The following is a 15534-nucleotide window of genomic DNA, read 5'->3' on the forward strand; positions in this document are numbered from 1 at the left end:
ACCGAGCGGACAATTCATTTGCTACAACACCGGACAGTTCTATTTGTTGCCAACACCTGTCGGCCTCGTTCCTGAACGTACCGCGCAGTCTCGCCCGCCTGTCCGAGGCCCTGCGGGGCGCGGGCTATACCGTGCCGCCCGCCGAGGAACAAGCGCTCATCGACAGCGCGGCCCGTCTGCTCGCACCTTTCTACCGCGAGGGCAGGCTCGACGCCCTGCTGGCCGACAACCTCGCGGCAGCCTTGCCCCTTGCCGACTATCTTGCCTGGTTCGATGGCCTGCCTGCGCAGGTCCGCGAGCGCATCAACAAGCACTGGGGACCGCCCGAGAACGACCCGATGCTGGTCGGTGCGGGTGACACGCGCAGCTTCGCGATCCCGCGCCTGCAGCTTGGTAACCTGGTGATCATGCCGCAGCCGCCGCGCGGCCGCATCGACGAGCCGCCCGAGAAGGCGATCTACCACGACACCAAGGTGCCGCTGACCCACTTCTACCTTGCCGCCTACCTCTATGCGCGCACCGCCTTCGATGCCGACGCGCTGATCCACTTCGGCACCCACGGCAGCCAGGAGTGGACGCCGGGCAAGGAGCGCGGCCTGTCTATCCATGACGACCCCTACCTGGTGCTGGGCGACCTGCCGGTGATCTATCCCTACATCGTCGACAACATCGGCGAGGCCACCCAGGCGAAGCGGCGTGGCAGGGCGACCATCATCAGCCACCAGACGCCATCGTTCGCACCGGCCGGTCTGCATGCGCAGCTGATGCCGCTGCACGACCTGCTGCACGAATACGAACTGCTCGACGTCGGCGCAGTCAAGGATCGCACCATGGGCGCCATCGTCGATGAGGCGGCACGCCTGACCCTGATCGAGGACATCGGCTGGACGGCCGAGCGCGCACGCGCAGACTTTCGCCCCTTCGAGCGTGAGCTGCACGACTGGCTGCACACGCTGGCGCAGACCGCACAGCCGCTCGGCCTGCACACCTTCGGCGAGGCGCCGCGCTTCGAGCATCGCGTCGGCACGGTGATGCAGATGCTCGGCGAACGCCTGTACGCAAGCCTCGGCCTGACCGAGCCGGACGAGCTGTTCGTGGAGGACTACAAGGCGCTGCCCGAGTCTGCCCCCTACCGCCTGCTCGCCGGCGCGTTTGCGACCGAGCCTGCGGCGGACGAAGACGCGCTGCTGAGCGAGGGGCGCGCCTACTTTGGCGCACTTGCGGCAGCCGGCGAGCACGCCGGTCTGCTCAAGGCGCTCGACGGCCGCTTCATCGACACCCAGTACGGCGGCGACCCGATCAGGAACCCCGAGAGCCTGCCCACCGGGCGCAACCTCTACGGCTTCGACCCCTCGCGCATCCCGACCGAGCAGGCCTGGCTCGCCGGCGCTGATGCTTTCGCCCAGCTGCTCGAAGCGCACCGGGCGGAGCACGGCACGCCGTTGCGCAAGGCGGCGTTCTCGCTCTGGTCGGTCGAGGCGATGCGCCACCTCGGCGTGCTCGAGGCCCAGGTCTTCCACGCCCTCGGCGTGCGCCCGGTGTGGGACCGCTTCGGCCGCATCAGCGACGTGGAGGTCATCCCGCGCGAGGAACTCGGCCGTGCGCGGGTGGATGTGGTCGTGTCCGCCACCGGCCTCTATCGCGATCACTTCCCGACCGTCATGACGCTCATCGCGCGTGCGGTCGAGCGCGTGGCGGAGCTCGACGAGCCCGACAACGCCGTACGCGCGAACGCGCTGGAGATCGAGCGCTCGCTCATCGAGCAGGGCTTCACCGCCGAGGACGCGCGCCTGTACGCGCTGACGCGCATCTTCTCGAGCGAGAGCGGCGCCTACGGCACCGGCCTGGATGACGCTACGCTCGCATCCGACACCTGGGACGACGAGGGCAAGCTTGCCGATCTCTATCTGGATCGCATGCAGTACGCCTATGGTCCGGACCCCTCGCGCTGGGGCGAGCGCGTGCGTGCGCCGGGCGATCGGGAGGCGGCTGGCGGCGCGGCAGGCAAGGGCGGCTTCAACCTCTATGCCGAGCACCTGAAGGGAACCGAGGCGGCCGTGCTCGCACGCTCGTCCAACCTCTACGGCATGCTCACCACCGACGACCCCTTCCAGTACCTGGGCGGCATCGGTGTCGCCGTCCGCCGCCTCGACGGGCGCACGCCCGGGCTCTACATCAGCAACCTGCGCGACCAGGGCAAGACCCGGGTCGAAGGCGCAGGGCGCTTCCTGGCGGCGGAGCTGCGTGCGCGCTACTTCCATCCGCAGTGGGTGGAGGCGATGCAGCAGGACGGTTATGCCGGCACGCTGGCGGTCGTCGATACGGTCAACAACTTCTGGGGCTGGACCGCCGTGGCGCCTGAGATCGTCCGTGACGACCAGTGGCAGCAGTTCTTCGAAGTCTATGTCGAGGACTCGCTCGAGCTGGGCATGGAAGAGTGGTTCGAGCGCCACAACCCCACCGCCCGTGCCCAGATCGCAGAGCGCATGCTCGAGGCTGCGCGCAAGGAGTACTGGAGCACCGACGAGGCCACGCTCAAGCGGCTCGTCGAGATCTATGCCGACGCGGTCGAGCGACTCGACTACCAGCCGGTCAGCAGCAAGGTGGACGCCTATGCCCGCTCCCTCGCGGCCGGCTTCGGGCTGGAATCGAGCACGGCACCTGCGCAGGATGCGGCTGCAGCCGCGGCGGCGGCCGAGGCAGAGCCGCAGCAGGTGACCGGGCAGGTGCTGGAGCAGGTTGCGCCTGATGCGGCCGCCGACATGCCGGCGCCCTGGCTGGAGCTTCTCCTTGCGCTGCTGACCCTGGGCGCCTTCTTCGCGGGTACGCTGAGCCAGTCGCGCCGGCAGCCGGACGTCATGCCTGGTACGCGCGCATGATGCGGGCGCGTGCGCACCTTGGGTTGCTGCTTGCGGCGCTTGCCGCCAGCCTGCGTCAGCGTTCGGGCGGCGGGCAGCGGCATACCGAGGCGGTGTCGCCCTCGCTGGCAGCTGGCCGGCCGTGATGGCGGCGACAGGACCTGGCTGCTGACCCTGGAGGGGAAGTGGTAGCCGCCACTACCCCTGCACATTCACTACCACCAAACCATTTATCTTCCAAGGAGGACATATGTCTCTTTCCCAACTGATCGAAACCGCCATGTACGGGCTGAGCCAGCTCTTCATGCTGCCGGTGCTGCTGCTCGTGACCGTGCTGTTCTTCTACGCCTTCCACGCCCTCGGCCGCTTCCTCATGCAGGCGCGCCAGCGCCGTCGCGGCGACCCGCGCGCGCAGGAACTCCATGCCGCGCTGCGCCAGGACCCCAGCCTGGGGGTGACCGATCTGGAAGCGATTGCGGTGCACCGGCTCGAGACCCTGCGCATCGCCACCCGTGTCGGGCCGATGCTCGGCCTGGTCGCGACCATGATCCCCATGGGGCCGGCCTTGATGGCACTCTCCGATGGGCAACTCCAGGAGGTCAGCCGCAACCTGATGATCGCCTTCTCCGCGGTGATCCTCGCGCTGATCGCCTCGGCGATCACCTACTGGGTCGTCAGCGTGCGCCGCCGCTGGCTGGCGACCGAGTTGGCCGACATCGAGAAGCGGGGCTGCCGCTCGGCTGCGCGCGAACAGGGCGCTGCGCCATACGATGACCCGATCGCCCCGTTGGCCGCGGAGGGCGTGCAATGAGCCTGCGCCTGATGGACGACCTCGAGGCCGACGACCCCATCCTGTCGGTGGTCAATCTGATCGACGTGTTCCTGGTGATCATCGCCGCGTTGCTGCTGGCGATCGCAAGCAACCCGATGAACCCTTTCACAACCGAAGATGTCACCATCATCAGGAACCCCGGACAGCCGAACATGGAGATGATCGTCAAGAAGGGCGAGGTCATCGAGCACTACCAGGCCAGCGGCGAGATCGGTTCGGGAGAGGGCTCCAAGGCTGGAGTCGCCTACCGCATGAAGGACGGCTCCTTCGTCTATGTCCCGGAGTAGACCGGTCTGGAATACGGAATTCGACCCATGTGAACATGCATTGCGCATGAGCTCTTGCCGGCAGGATGTTCAGCAAGGCGTGGACTTCGCCCCCCTGTGATCAAGGGGGATGTCCATGTTCCGCTCCAGAGTCAGGGTGCGATGATTTTCTCGATGCCATCAAGGTAGGCCGTGCCCAGGTCAATGACCGCGTCGCGCTTGAGCCCTTCGCTCGCGAAGTGCATGTCGGCGACGGTGTTGTGCAACTGCTTGATCTCGTCCGCGATGCGTGTCAGCGAGTCTTCCAGTGTGTAGCTCAGGCTGTGAATGTCGTGGATGTCGTATTCGCCCACTTCGCCGGCCAGCAGTTCCTTGAGCTTGGCATTGGTTTCGCGCAGGTTCTTCATCGTCTGCTCGATCGAGTCGGCCTGTTGTGCAGCGTAGTGGGCGACGCGGTTCGCTGGCTGCGCGTCGTTTGCGTGGGCAGGACCGGACAGGCCGACCAGGGTGCCGAGCGCGAGGACGGTGAGGGTTTCTTTCAGTTTCATGGTGGGGCTCCTTCTCGAGAAAGGGTGCAGGCGGCGGAACGCCTCCCGCAGTGTCAGTAGATGTCGCGTCGGTAGCGTCCGGCGCGGGTGAGTGCGTCGAGCGTGCTGTTGCCAAGGATTTCGGCCAGTGCGGCGTGTACGGCCGGTCCCATGCCAACGGCGTTTCCGCATACGTAGATCGCTGCGCCGCCTTCGACCCAGGTGCGTACCGTGTCTGCGGCGCGCCGCAGCCGGTCCTGCACGTACTCGCCGTGCGGAGGGTCGCGGGACCAGACGCGGTCGCAGCGGGTGAGCAGGTTGTCGTGCTCGAGTGCGTCGATCTCCGCGCCGTGCAGATCGTCGTGCGCCTTGTTGCGCTCGCCGAACAGCAGCCAGTTGCGGCCGTCGCCGCGGCGGGCGCGGGCGCGCAGATGGGCGAGCAGGCCCGCAAGGCCGGTGCCGTTGCCGATGAGCAGCAGCGGGCGGTCGGCGTTGTCGCCGATGCGGAAATTCGGATGGGGGCGTACTCGCCCGCGCAGGCGGGTGCCGACCGCTGCCTCCTGTGTCAGCAGGGGGGAGAGTGCGCCGGGCGTCCCGTCTGCGCCGGTCACCCTGCGCACGATCAGGTGTACGGCGCCGTCCTCGGGCAAGGATGCGATCGAGTAGTCGCGCGGGCGGGCATCATCGCCCGTGGCAATCAGCTGCAGCAGGTCGCCGGGTGCCCAGTGCGGCAGGGGCGTGATCGTCGCGGCGGGTGAGTCCTCGCTTACGGGTTCCAACTCCACGTGACAGGCCGGTGCCCCCGCGCTGCCGGGATTGAGTTGGCGACAGGCGCGTATGCGCCAGAAGCCGGTGGCAGCCTGTGGTGCTTCCGCCACCTCGGCCAGCCCGGCGAAGCTCGCGAGTTGGTGGCGCCAGGTGATCAGGGCATCGTTCGCGGCGCCGTCCGCCTCGATGCGGGGAAAGATCGGGCCTGCACCCTGTTGCTGCAGCCAGTGGTCCAGTGCGCGGCCGAAGGCGCAGAAGTTCGCATAGCGGCGGTCGCCGAGGGCGAGGAGTCCGTAGCGCAACCCTTGGAGATCGAGGCGGGTGGTCATCACCTGGCGGACGAATCCCGCCCCGTTGTCCGGGGCGTCGCCTTCGCCGCTGGTGCTGATGAGGAAGAGTGCGCGCGTGCAATCGCGCAACTGCGCGGCGCCGATCTGGTCGAGCGCGCAGGGGTGTACGGGCAGGCCGGCCGCCTGCAGCGCGCGTGCGGCCTCCCCGGCCAGTTCCTGTGCGAACCCGCTCTGGCTCGCGTAGGCGATCAGTACCCCCGCGTGGTTATCCTCATTGAGGGGCGCGACGCGGCGGCGATGAACCCGCCAGGCCTGGATGCAGAGCGCCGCATACGCTGCCAACACCCCCGTCGCCGCCCCCAGCCTGGGCAACTCGAGACTGATCATGCCGGCGATGGGCTGCGCCGGAGGTGGTCGTCCCGCTGCGCCCGAAGTGCCCTCATTGGGCGAGCACCTCGAGCGTTGCCACGTAGGACAGGCGGCGTTCCACGTTCTTCCGGGTTTCGCTCATCCCATCCACCGAGGCCTTCAGGTAGTACATTCCAGGTGCCTGCCAGGTGTGGGTGACGCGGCCTTCGGCGTCGGTGACGAGCGTGAGCTTCTCGAGTTGGTCGCGGTAGCGGGTGCCCGCGTGAATCACCGTGACCTCGAGGTTTGCTGCTGGCTTGCCGTTCGCCGTGAAGGCGAAGGTGGCCGGGTCGCCGACATAGAGATCGTTGGGGTGGGTGACCGGTACGAGTTCCAGACCGCTGCCCGTGGGTTTCGCTTCGGTAGGGCGGCCCACGGTGACGAAGGTCTCGATCCGGGAGCTGCCCTCGCGGATGACGAGTTCCTCGGCCTCGGCCGGCACCTTGCCCTCCATCTCGGCGGCCGTGCCACGCCAGCGCTTGGTCTCGCCGTTCTCCTTCCAGCTCGCCATCACGCTGGCGCTGGCAAGTGCGACGCGGTAGGTGCCCGAGGTCTGGAGATGGAGGTCGAACACCGTGCGCAGCTTGCCTTGGAGCAGGCTTTCCGGTTGCAGCGGGCTACCGTCAGGTGCGGTGATGGCGAGGTTGTCGCGCATGACCATCGGGCGATAGTTGAAGTAGAAGATGTCGTTGGAGACGGCGCCGTCGAAGGTCACGTAACCGGGGCTGGAAAGCACGGTGGACGAGGGCAGCAGCCAGGCTTCGTGCGAATGTGCAGCCGGCGTGACGAGGCCGAGCGCAAGGGCGGCGGCGGCAAGGTGTTGCTTGGGTTTCATCGGTTCTTCCTCGGTGCGGACGGATCAGGGCTTGAGCTGGACGGCGATGGTGCCGAGTTCGTGTTCGCCGCGTGCCTCGTGGTGGGTGACGTTCGTAGGCGGCCATTGCAGCGGCAGGCTCACCACTTCCCGACCGCCGTGCTCGCGGGCGGCCTCGACCACCAGGCGGTATTCGCCGGCGGCGAGCTTGCCGAGCGGGGTCTGCCCCTCGGTGAAGCTCAGTGTGTGCTTGCCCGGCTGGCGGGTGGCGCTGGTGAGGCCATCGACCGGCATGGCCAGCTCGCGTCCGCTGCGGCGCCACCACAGGCGCATGTCCTTGAGCCATTTCGCGCCTTCTGCGTTGCGCATCTTGGCGTCATACCAGACGACGAGGTTGGCGGCGACCGAGTTGTCCGGGCGTTCGAGCCAGGCGGCGACGTAGGGGCGGCGGTAGTCCGCCACGTCGAAGTGCGGCAGTTCGAGTTCGACATCGATGCCGGCTGCGAGCACAGGGCTGCTTGCGAGCAGGCCGAGCGCGAGGAGCAGGGGTTTGTACATGCGGGGGCTCCAGGGGGATCAGTGAATGAAAAGAAGGATCAGCAGTGCAGGCAGTACCACGCCCAGGCCGACCACCGGCCATACCGAGGCGCGCGTGGTGGCGTGAACCTGCAGGATGAGCAGACCGGTCACGGAGAAGACCACGCACGCCACCGCGAAGAGGTCGATGAACCAGCGCCAGGCCTCACCCGTGTTGCGACCCTTGTGCAGGTCGTTGAGCCAGGCGATCCAGCCGCGGTCGGTGAGTTCGTACTCTGCCTCGCCCGCCTCAAGGTCGAGATGCAGCCAGGCGTCACCCCCCGGGCGGGGCAGGGCGAGGTAGATCTCACCCTCGGACCATTCGGCCGGCTTGCCGGCGACGGACAATGCCATCGCGTCCGCCACCCAGCGCGTGGCTGCGTCGGGCAGCGGGCGCTCTGCGGCCTGGCCATCGCCGGCGAGCGTGCGCAAGTCGTCCCGCAGCGAGGCAGGGATGGCGACGCTGCGGGTCTCGATCCGCGGCTTGGCCTCGATTGCGCCAGAGTGGTTGAGGGTGATGCCGGTGAGGGCGAACATGAGCATGCCGAATAGCGAGACGGCCGAGCTGATCCAGTGCCATTGGTGCAGGGCGCGCAGCCATCCGGCCCGACGGGCCTGACGCTGCCCGTCTGTGTCCGGCGTGGTGGCGTGCGCATGCTTCGTGCGGATTGCCGCGGTGTCGGAGGGCCTCGGGTAGGTCGGCATGGTTGAGTCAGGCTGCCTGACGGGCGATCGAATACGCGCGGTCACCGCAGCCGTCGAGGGCTGCGGTGACTGCCAGCGCCGCTCAGAAGCGGGCGTTCAAGCTCACCCAGAAGCTGCGCGCCTTGTCCTTGTTGTTGTAGTCGTACTCGGGGCCGTAACCGCTCGTATCGCAGCCGCGGCCGGAGCAAGGCACCCAGGTGTAGCCGGTGAAGTCCTTGTCCAGCAGATTGTTGATGCGGCCGTTGAGCGTGACGTGTTCGTTTACCTCGAGGCTGGCGCCGAGATGGAGGACGTCGTAGTCCTTGTAGTAGCGCGGATTGCCGGCGTCATCGGTCCCACGGTAGCGCTTGGAGCGCGACTCCAGGGTCAGGAAGACGTTGAGATCGGGACGCGCCTGCCAATCGAGCGTGGTGTTGAGCATGTGCTTAGCACTGTTGCCCAGCGGCAGACCCTTCTCGTCACCGCTCTTTTGTTCACTGTCGGTGTAGGTGTAGTTGCCGCGCAACGCCCAGTTGGGAAGAAACTGCCAGCGTCCCGCGAGTTCGGCCCCCTGAATCACCACCTCGTCGATGTTCACCGCCTTGGTCGATGTGGCGTAACCGAGGTCTGCATAGTCACCCGTGCTGGAGCAGGTCACGCTGGCAGTTGGGCCGCATGCCTGCGAAGCGATCTTGTCCTTGAAGTCGTTGCGGAAGATCGTGGCGTTGAAACTGTGCCGGTCCGGATGGCTCCAGTAAACCGCGAGCTCAGTGTTGCGGCTCGTTTCAGGCTGAAGGTCCGGATTGCCGAAGAAAGGAGAGGTGCCCTGGCCGCCGAAGCCCACGACGCCGTCGTAGAGTTGGGTGGTCTTGGGGGTCTTGAAGCCGGTGCTGATGCCGCCCTTGAGGGTCCACTGGGGGTTCAGGTTGTAGACGCCATAGATCCGGGGTGAGAGGTTGTCGCCGAAAATGTCATGGTTGTCGTAGCGCACCCCCCCCGTGAGTGTAAAGGCGTCGGTCAGCATCCAGTTGTCCTCGATAAAGAGCGACCACATCTTGTGATCCTGTACCTTCCCCGGGGTGCCGGATTCCATGCCGAACACGCCGTCCTGCAGTTCGCCGTCGATGATCTGGCCGCCCACGACCAGAAGGTGGTCGCCTGCGAGCTTGTGCAGCGGAATGTCCAGCTTGGCGTCGAGCGTGTACTGGTTGCTCTGCAGCACGCGCTTGGGGCGCGGCAGGAATGTAGCCTGCGCTGCGGCTTTACGTTCATCCTCGCTGAGGTTTGCGTAGGCGCCGGAGCCCTGGAGCATCGCCAGTAGTTCCTGTCGTTCGGCAACGGTGAAGGGCAGGGTGCGGCCGTTGTTGTCCGTTTCAACGTAGGACAGGGCGAGGAAACTCGTGCCGAAATCCCAATGGCCTTCGTGCGAAAGCGACCATGCACTGCGGGTGAACTCCTGCTCGCTCGCGTAGCCGACGCGAGGCTCCGCGCGACCTGAAGCCCCGTTTGTCTGGACACATCGAGAGCCGCTCCACCTGCTGCAGAAGACCGTGTCGATGCTGTCGACCGTGCCCAGCGGGTAAGCGGTGGCACCACTTTGGTCGATATACGGGTCGTTGTTGTAGGACTGGGTGGAGTCGTCGTAGTCAAACGTGATGCGCTGGCGCGCGTCCGGGGTGAAGAAGAGGCTGAGCCCGTATGCCTTGTTGGTGTTGTCGACGGTTTTGCCGCCGCCGCCGAAACCCAGGTCGGGCGACTGGACTTGGCCTGTCCCGGGGTTGAGCGTCGGCTCGAGTTCGACGTTCGAGGCCATGCGCTCATAGACGCTGCCGCGCAACGCCAGCCCCAGCTTGCCCTGCACGATTGGCCCGCGGATGGCAAAGTCGGTAGTGATGTCATCGCCGAACTGATCGTCGGTCTGCAAGGTCCGGCCGTAGGTGACCGACCCTGACCACTTGCTGATGTCCTTCTTGGTGATGATGTTGATCACGCCGCCCATCGCATCCGCGCCGTACAGCGTGGATGCCGGGCCGCGGATGACCTCGATGCGCTCAATGGCGTCGAGCGGCGGAATGTGGTTGAACTGGTTGCCGCCGAAGCTGTTCGGGTAGATGTCGCCGTGATTGTTCTGGCGCTTGCCGTCGATCAGGATCAGCGTGTAGTCCGAGCCCATGCCGCGCATGCTGATCGTCTTCTGGCCGGTCTTGTCGGAGGTCTCGCCGATATCGACGCCCTCGAGATCGCGCACGGCGTCGATCAGCGTCGTGTAGGGCTTCTTCGAGAGTTCTTCCTGCGTGACGACCGAGATGCTGGCCGGTGCGTCGGTGATCTTCTGCTCGAAACCCGCAGCACTGACGACCACTGCGCCAAGCGCGGTCTCCTGTCCGTGCGATGCGGCGGCTGGAAAGGCCAGCGCGAGGAAGAGGACGGACGTGCGAATACGAGGCGGGCGGTTGCCCGCCCGGACAGCGTGTGCCATGTAAGCGATTCCTTTGACGGCGTAGTCGGGACGTTGGCTGGCTTCCTGGATACGCTTGGCCCGGAGGGCTTACAGGTGGCTGGCTGGTGTTATCTGGAGTCGCGAATGATAAAAGTTCGTATTTAGGTTTGTCAAACTGTAACGGGTGTTTTGCGCGGATGTTCTCGCGCCCCAGCTGGCTGCCTTCAGGTGCCCTGCCAGCCGCCGCCGAGCGCCTTGTACAGGTTCACCGCGTTGTTCAGGCGCGCCAGGCGCAACTGGGCGAGCTGGTCCTGGGCTGAGAACAGGGTCCGCTGGGCGTCGAGCACGGTGAGCAGGCTGTCTGCGCCTTCCCGGTAGCGTAGCTCGGCCAAGCGCAGGCTGCGCTGCGCTTCGGTCAGGATCTCGCGTTGTGCGACCTCCTGGCGGGTGTCGCGTGCGCCGTCGGCGAGTGCATCTTCCACTTCCTTGAGGGCGACGAGGAGGGCGCGACGGTGTGTTTCGAGCAGTTCGCGCTGGCGTGAGCGCTGGAGCTCGACCTCTGCACGCAGGCGGCCACCGTCGAAAATCTTCTGCAGCACGCTGGCCGACAGCGACAGTGTGCGCGTGGTGTCGGCGAGTGAAAGCAGGGCGCTGCTGCCAAGCCCGGCGCCGGCCGAGAGGCTGATGCCGGGAAGGAGGGCCGCGCGCGCTGCCGCGATGTTGGCGGCTGCAGCGATGAGACGGGCTTCGCTGGCGGCGAGGTCGGGGCGGCGTAGCAGCAACTCGGAGGGCAGGCCCGCATCGATGCCTGGCACCCGCAAGGCCTCGAGGCGCTCGTCGGTCGTGAAGCGGGCCTGCGGGTTGCGACCGAGCAGGAGGGCGAGCGCGCTGCGTGTCTGGCGAAGCTGCACTTCCAGGGGTTCGATCGCCTTGCGCTGAGTGAGGACGGTGCTGCGCTGCTGGCTCAGATCGAGTGCAGAGGCCGCGCCGTTGTCGTAGCGGGCTTGCACCACACGCAGCACGCCCTCGGCGAGGGTGAGGTTCTGGCGGGCGATCTCCACGCGTTCCTGCAGCGCGAGGGCCTCGAACCAGGTGGTGGCGACACTTGCGCTCATCGACAGACGGGCGGCGTCGTAGTCATGGCGACTTGCCGCGAGGCTGGCGCGGCTGGCGTCCACGCCGGCGGCGATGCGACCCCACAGATCGAGCTCATAGCTGGCGCCCAGGCTCAGGTCGATCGAGCCCGACTCGTTGCCATCTACATTGCGCGTGCCGCTGCCACCGTTGAGATTCAGTGTCGGGAAGAGCGAGGCGCCGGCCTGGCGCAGCGTGAGCTCGGCCTGCACCACGCGCTCGGCCTGGATGCGTAGATCTGGCGCGGAGGTCATCGCCTCCGTGACGAGGGCGTCGAGCTGAGCTGAGCCGAAGCTTCGCCACCAGGCCGCATCGACGGCGCCGCTGGCATCGGGCTCGCTTTCGGCCCATGCGTTCGGCAGGGGCAGGTCCGGGCGGGCGACGGGCTCGGTGATCGCGCAGCCGGCCGCGAGAAGGGCGGTCAGCACGGGGAGGAGACTGCGGCGCAGGGCAGTGCGATGAGGCTGCATGGATTTCGTCCGGGTGGGGATGTGCGGGCAAGCCCGCTCCGGTGGAGTGAAATTGCTCGGGAATGTCATTCGGAGGCGAGGGCCACGACGGGATCCAGGCGCGCGGCCTTGCGCGCCGGCAGGTAGCCGAACACCAGTCCGGTGAGGAAGGCGCAGCTGAAGGCGAGCACCACCGGCAGCAGCGAGTACTGCACTGCGGTGCCGAAGCTGGCGATGATGGCTGCGCTACCGAGCCCGACGGCAACGCCGATCAGCCCGCCGACAGCGGAAACCACCAGTGCCTCGATGAGGAACTGTTGCAGGATGTTCCGTGTGCGTGCACCTGTGGCCATGCGGATGCCGATCTCGCGCGTGCGTTCCGTCACCGACACCAGCATGATGTTCATGACGCCGATGCCACCCACCAGCAGCGAGATCGCCGCAACCGTGCCGAGCAGGATGGTCAGCGTGTTCTGCGTTTCGGATACCGTGTCGATCACCGAAGCCATGTTGCGGATCTGAAAGTCCTCCACGCCGTGGCGGGCGAGCAGCAGGCTCTGCACCGCGGCCTGGGTGTCGTCGATGCGCGCCACGTCCTCGACCGCTACCGTCACGTTGCGCAGGAAGCGCTGGCCGGTGATGCGCAGGCTTGCGGTGGTGAACGGCATGAACACGATGTCGTCCTGGTCCTGCCCCCAGGGCGTGGCCCCCTTCGGAGTCATCACGCCGACGACCTGGAAGGGGATGTTGTTGACCAGAATGAATTCGCCGACCGCGTCGCCGCCGGGAAACAGCGCCCGCGCGACGGTCTGGCCCAGCACCGCGACAGTGGCGTAGCGGGCTTCGTCCTCGGCGCTGAAGAAGGTGCCGCTGGCGGTCGCCCAGTTGCGAGCGACGATATAGTCGGCCGAGGTGCCATTGACGCTGCTTCGGTGGTCGACGTTGCCGGCGCGCAGGGTGATCGTGGCGCCCTGCTCGGGCACCGAGGCGAGGACATTGGGCAGTTCGGCGATGGCCTGCACGTCCTCGACGACCAGCGTGGCAGGCGCGTCGCGCCCGCGCGTGTTTGGTGCGCCCGGGCGCACCGTGAGCAGGTTGGTGCCCATTGCGCTGACCTGGTCAATCACCTTCTGCTTGGCGCCGTCGCCGATCGCGAGCATGGCGATCACCGAGGCCACGCCGATGACGATGCCGAGCAGGGTCAGCACGGTACGGAACAGGTTGGCGCGCAAGGCGCGCAGCGCGGTGCGGGTGGCCTCGACCACGTCCGAGAGCGGAGAGGTGCGATCCACATGCGGGCTGAAGTCGGGGGCTGGACCCTCGGGCAGGCAGGGGCCCGGGTCGGACACGATGCGCCCGTCACGGATCTCGATGATGCGTTGCGCCTGCTCGGCGACCTCGCGCTCGTGCGTGATGAGGATGATCGTATGCCCCGACGCCGAGAGCTCGCGCAGCAGCTTCATGACTTCGGCCCCGCTCCGGCTGTCGAGCGCGCCGGTGGGTTCGTCGGCGAAGATGATGCGCCCGCCGTTCATCAGCGCGCGCGCAATGGAAACGCGCTGCTGCTGACCGCCGGAGAGCTGGTTCGGGCGGTGGTGCACCCGCTCGGCCAGCCCCAGCTTGCCGAGCAGTTCCTCGGCGCGGTGGTGGCGCTCGTCGCGCGGCATGCCGGAATAGACGGCCGGCACCTCCACGTTCTCGCGCGCAGTGGCTCCGCCGATGAGGTTGTAGCTCTGGAACACGAAGCCGAAGGCCTCGCGGCGCAGGCGGGCGAGCTCGTCGCGCCCGAAATCCTCCACATCCTCGCCCATGAAGCGGTATACGCCGCTGCTCGGCCGGTCGAGGCAGCCGAGGATGTTCATCAGCGTCGACTTGCCAGAGCCCGAGGCGCCCATGATGGCGACGAATTCACCTTCATGGATCGTGAGGTCGATGCCGTGCAGCACACGGGTCTCGACCTCGCCATTCACGAAGCTGCGCGTGATGTTCGAGAGCGCGATCAGTGGCTGGCGGAAAGCCCCGGCCTGCGTCAGGCCATCTCCGCCCTGGTCTGGCGTGGTGGGCGTCTCGCGTGCGGGAAGGGCTTCCGGCTTCATAGACGCGGTGTCCTCGCCGGGCCGCTGCTGCCTGCGCCCACCGCCACACCGGACACCACGCGCTCGCCTTCCTGCAGCCCTTCGAGCACCTGCGCCTGCACCCGGTTTGCAACGCCCAGTACCACCTTGCGATCTTCGAGCGCACCGCGCGCGTTCTCCACCTTGACCGTTCCCTGCGCCGGAGCCGCTGCAGTCCCGGTCGCGGTCCGGTTTCGGCCGGTCCCCATGCCCTTTCCTGCGCCGCGTCCGCCACCCGGGTTCATTTCGCCGCCGCCAGGGGGCGTCCCCGCCGGGGCGGGGGGCGATGCCGGGCCAGCGACCTGCGGCGGGCGGGGGGCACCCTGGGTCAGTGCCGCCATCGGGACCAATAGTGCGTCCTTGGCCTGTGCGACCACGAAGAAGACCTGTGCGGTCATCTGCGTCATCAGGCGTCCGTCCGCGTTGGGTACGTCGAAGAGTGCGTTGTATAGAACGACGTTGTTGGTGACGGTCGGGGTCGGCTCGATCCTCTCGAGCTTGCCGTACCAGCGCTTGCCACTGCCGCCCAGGGTGGTGAAGTAGGCGCTCATGCCCAGGCGCAGGCGGCCAATGTCCGCTTCGGAGACCTGCGTCTGCACGGTCATCGTGGACAGGTCGGCGATGCGCATGACCACCGGCGCCTGCTGGTTGGTGTTCAGCGTCTGGCCTTGGCGGGCGGTGATCGACACCACGGTGCCGCTCATCGGCGAGAGGATGCGGGCGTACTGGAGATTGGCCTCGTCTGCGCGCAGGGTGGATTCGATCTGCTCGATCTGGGCGCGCAGGGCCTCGAGCTGGGCCTCGGCTGATCTCGCCGAGGCTTCGGCCGTCTGCAGGCTTTCCTGGGTGGTTGCGTCCTCAGCCATGAGTGCGCGTTGGCGGCGCAACTGGATCTGCGCGAGGCTGAGCTGGGCTTCGCGGTCTTTCAACTGTGCTCTCAGGTTCTTCAACTGCGCGCGCGAGGCGTCGACCCGGGCGAGATAGACGGTGGGGTCGATCTGGGCGAGCAGGTCCCCTTCCTTCACGCTGTCGCCTACCTCGACGTGGATCTTGTCGAGCTGGCCCGACACCTGCGCGCCCACATCCACGTAGTCGCGTGGCTGCAAGGTGCCTGTAGCAGTGACCACATCCTCGATGTCGCCGCGCTGGACGGTACTGAACTGATAGGCGGTGAGCGGGCTGCGTTCGCCCACCAGATGCGGCCATGCGTACCAGCCGCCCACCGCAAGCAGGGGAAGGGCGAGCAGCGTCAGTCGGCGGCCCCAGCGGGGGTGGGGCTTGCGGGAGGAGGGAGTGTGGGTGTTCATGTGATTGTGGTGTCGGTCGTGCGCGGAGTCACGGCTTGAGAAGAGAGTTCCTGTGCAAGCATAGCGG

Annotated in this window: 13 protein-coding genes; 4 read left to right on the forward strand and 9 right to left on the reverse strand. The window is 67.0% G+C overall.

The annotated features are described in order from the left end of the window. From ACUH78_RS05710 to ACUH78_RS05725, 4 genes are all read left to right on the forward strand, one after another. Positions 1 to 2879: cobaltochelatase subunit CobN (locus ACUH78_RS05710; protein ID WP_445333029.1), on the forward strand; the 2879-nt coding region annotated here is incomplete at its 5' end. Continuing rightward, entirely contained in the window at positions 2876 to 3004 is a 129-nt protein-coding gene (locus ACUH78_RS05715) for a hypothetical protein (protein ID WP_445333028.1), read from the forward strand. The genes ACUH78_RS05710 and ACUH78_RS05715, both read left to right, overlap by 4 nt. Positions 3005 to 3108: 104 nt before the next feature. Beyond that, complete coding sequence (locus tag ACUH78_RS05720) at positions 3109 to 3669, forward strand: MotA/TolQ/ExbB proton channel family protein (RefSeq protein WP_445333027.1); 561 nt, start codon at positions 3109 to 3111, stop codon at positions 3667 to 3669. After that, positions 3666 to 3977, forward strand: coding sequence for a DUF2149 domain-containing protein (locus ACUH78_RS05725; RefSeq protein WP_445333026.1), 312 nt, complete (start codon positions 3666 to 3668; stop codon positions 3975 to 3977). Before ACUH78_RS05720 ends, ACUH78_RS05725 begins: the two co-directional genes overlap by 4 nt. 131 nt (positions 3978 to 4108) lie before the next feature. On the opposite strand, the gene ACUH78_RS05730 is transcribed toward ACUH78_RS05725, so the two are convergent. From ACUH78_RS05730 to ACUH78_RS05770, 9 genes are all read right to left on the reverse strand, one after another. Then, positions 4109 to 4504, reverse strand: a complete 396-nt coding sequence (locus ACUH78_RS05730; RefSeq protein WP_445333025.1) for a DUF6746 family protein — start codon at positions 4502 to 4504, stop codon at positions 4109 to 4111. A gap of 53 nt (positions 4505 to 4557) precedes the next feature. Beyond that, positions 4558 to 5928, reverse strand: a complete 1371-nt coding sequence (locus ACUH78_RS05735; RefSeq protein ID WP_418363726.1) for a sulfite reductase subunit alpha — start codon at positions 5926 to 5928, stop codon at positions 4558 to 4560. A gap of 52 nt (positions 5929 to 5980) precedes the next feature. Continuing rightward, on the reverse strand, positions 5981 to 6784 hold the full coding sequence (locus ACUH78_RS05740; protein WP_418363725.1) for a DUF4198 domain-containing protein: 804 nt from the start codon (positions 6782 to 6784) through the stop codon (positions 5981 to 5983). A 24-nt stretch (positions 6785 to 6808) separates the two neighbouring features. Further along, on the reverse strand, positions 6809 to 7321 hold the full coding sequence (locus ACUH78_RS05745) for a DUF2271 domain-containing protein (protein ID WP_418363724.1): 513 nt from the start codon (positions 7319 to 7321) through the stop codon (positions 6809 to 6811). 18 nt (positions 7322 to 7339) lie between these two features. Next, positions 7340 to 8044 carry a PepSY-associated TM helix domain-containing protein gene (locus ACUH78_RS05750; protein WP_418363723.1) on the reverse strand — a complete coding sequence of 235 codons (705 nt, stop codon included), beginning with the start codon at positions 8042 to 8044 and terminating at the stop codon, positions 7340 to 7342. Positions 8045 to 8126: 82 nt separating this feature from the next. Then, complete coding sequence (locus ACUH78_RS05755; protein ID WP_418363722.1) at positions 8127 to 10502, reverse strand: TonB-dependent receptor domain-containing protein; 2376 nt, start codon at positions 10500 to 10502, stop codon at positions 8127 to 8129. 185 nt (positions 10503 to 10687) lie between these two features. Continuing rightward, entirely contained in the window at positions 10688 to 12067 is a 1380-nt protein-coding gene (locus ACUH78_RS05760; protein ID WP_418363721.1) for an efflux transporter outer membrane subunit, read from the reverse strand. Positions 12068 to 12132: 65 nt separating this feature from the next. Next, positions 12133 to 14142 (reverse strand): MacB family efflux pump subunit, encoded by a 2010-nt coding sequence (locus ACUH78_RS05765; RefSeq protein WP_445333024.1) that lies wholly within the window; start codon positions 14140 to 14142, stop codon positions 12133 to 12135. Continuing rightward, positions 14139 to 15467, reverse strand: a complete 1329-nt coding sequence (locus tag ACUH78_RS05770; protein WP_445333023.1) for an efflux RND transporter periplasmic adaptor subunit — start codon at positions 15465 to 15467, stop codon at positions 14139 to 14141. Before ACUH78_RS05770 ends, ACUH78_RS05765 begins: the two co-directional genes overlap by 4 nt. Between the last annotated feature and the right edge of the window lie 67 nt (positions 15468 to 15534).

The organism is Thauera sp. ZXT1-4 (assembly GCF_052598215.2).

What these genes read in the sequence shown, in the direction of transcription:
- ACUH78_RS05715 (WP_445333028.1), top strand. Translation starts at nt 2,876, where the DNA reads ATGATGCGGGCGCGTGCGCACCTTGGGTTGCTGCTTGCGGCGCTTGCC.
- ACUH78_RS05720 (WP_445333027.1), top strand. Translation starts at nt 3,109, where the DNA reads ATGTCTCTTTCCCAACTGATCGAAACCGCCATGTACGGGCTGAGCCAG.
- ACUH78_RS05725 (WP_445333026.1), top strand. Translation starts at nt 3,666, where the DNA reads ATGAGCCTGCGCCTGATGGACGACCTCGAGGCCGACGACCCCATCCTG.
- ACUH78_RS05730 (WP_445333025.1), bottom strand. Translation starts at nt 4,504, where the DNA reads ATGAAACTGAAAGAAACCCTCACCGTCCTCGCGCTCGGCACCCTGGTC.
- ACUH78_RS05735 (WP_418363726.1), bottom strand. Translation starts at nt 5,928, where the DNA reads ATGATCAGTCTCGAGTTGCCCAGGCTGGGGGCGGCGACGGGGGTGTTG.
- ACUH78_RS05740 (WP_418363725.1), bottom strand. Translation starts at nt 6,784, where the DNA reads ATGAAACCCAAGCAACACCTTGCCGCCGCCGCCCTTGCGCTCGGCCTC.
- ACUH78_RS05745 (WP_418363724.1), bottom strand. Translation starts at nt 7,321, where the DNA reads ATGTACAAACCCCTGCTCCTCGCGCTCGGCCTGCTCGCAAGCAGCCCT.
- ACUH78_RS05750 (WP_418363723.1), bottom strand. Translation starts at nt 8,044, where the DNA reads ATGCCGACCTACCCGAGGCCCTCCGACACCGCGGCAATCCGCACGAAG.
- ACUH78_RS05755 (WP_418363722.1), bottom strand. Translation starts at nt 10,502, where the DNA reads ATGGCACACGCTGTCCGGGCGGGCAACCGCCCGCCTCGTATTCGCACG.
- ACUH78_RS05760 (WP_418363721.1), bottom strand. Translation starts at nt 12,067, where the DNA reads ATGCAGCCTCATCGCACTGCCCTGCGCCGCAGTCTCCTCCCCGTGCTG.
- ACUH78_RS05765 (WP_445333024.1), bottom strand. Translation starts at nt 14,142, where the DNA reads ATGAAGCCGGAAGCCCTTCCCGCACGCGAGACGCCCACCACGCCAGAC.
- ACUH78_RS05770 (WP_445333023.1), bottom strand. Translation starts at nt 15,467, where the DNA reads ATGAACACCCACACTCCCTCCTCCCGCAAGCCCCACCCCCGCTGGGGC.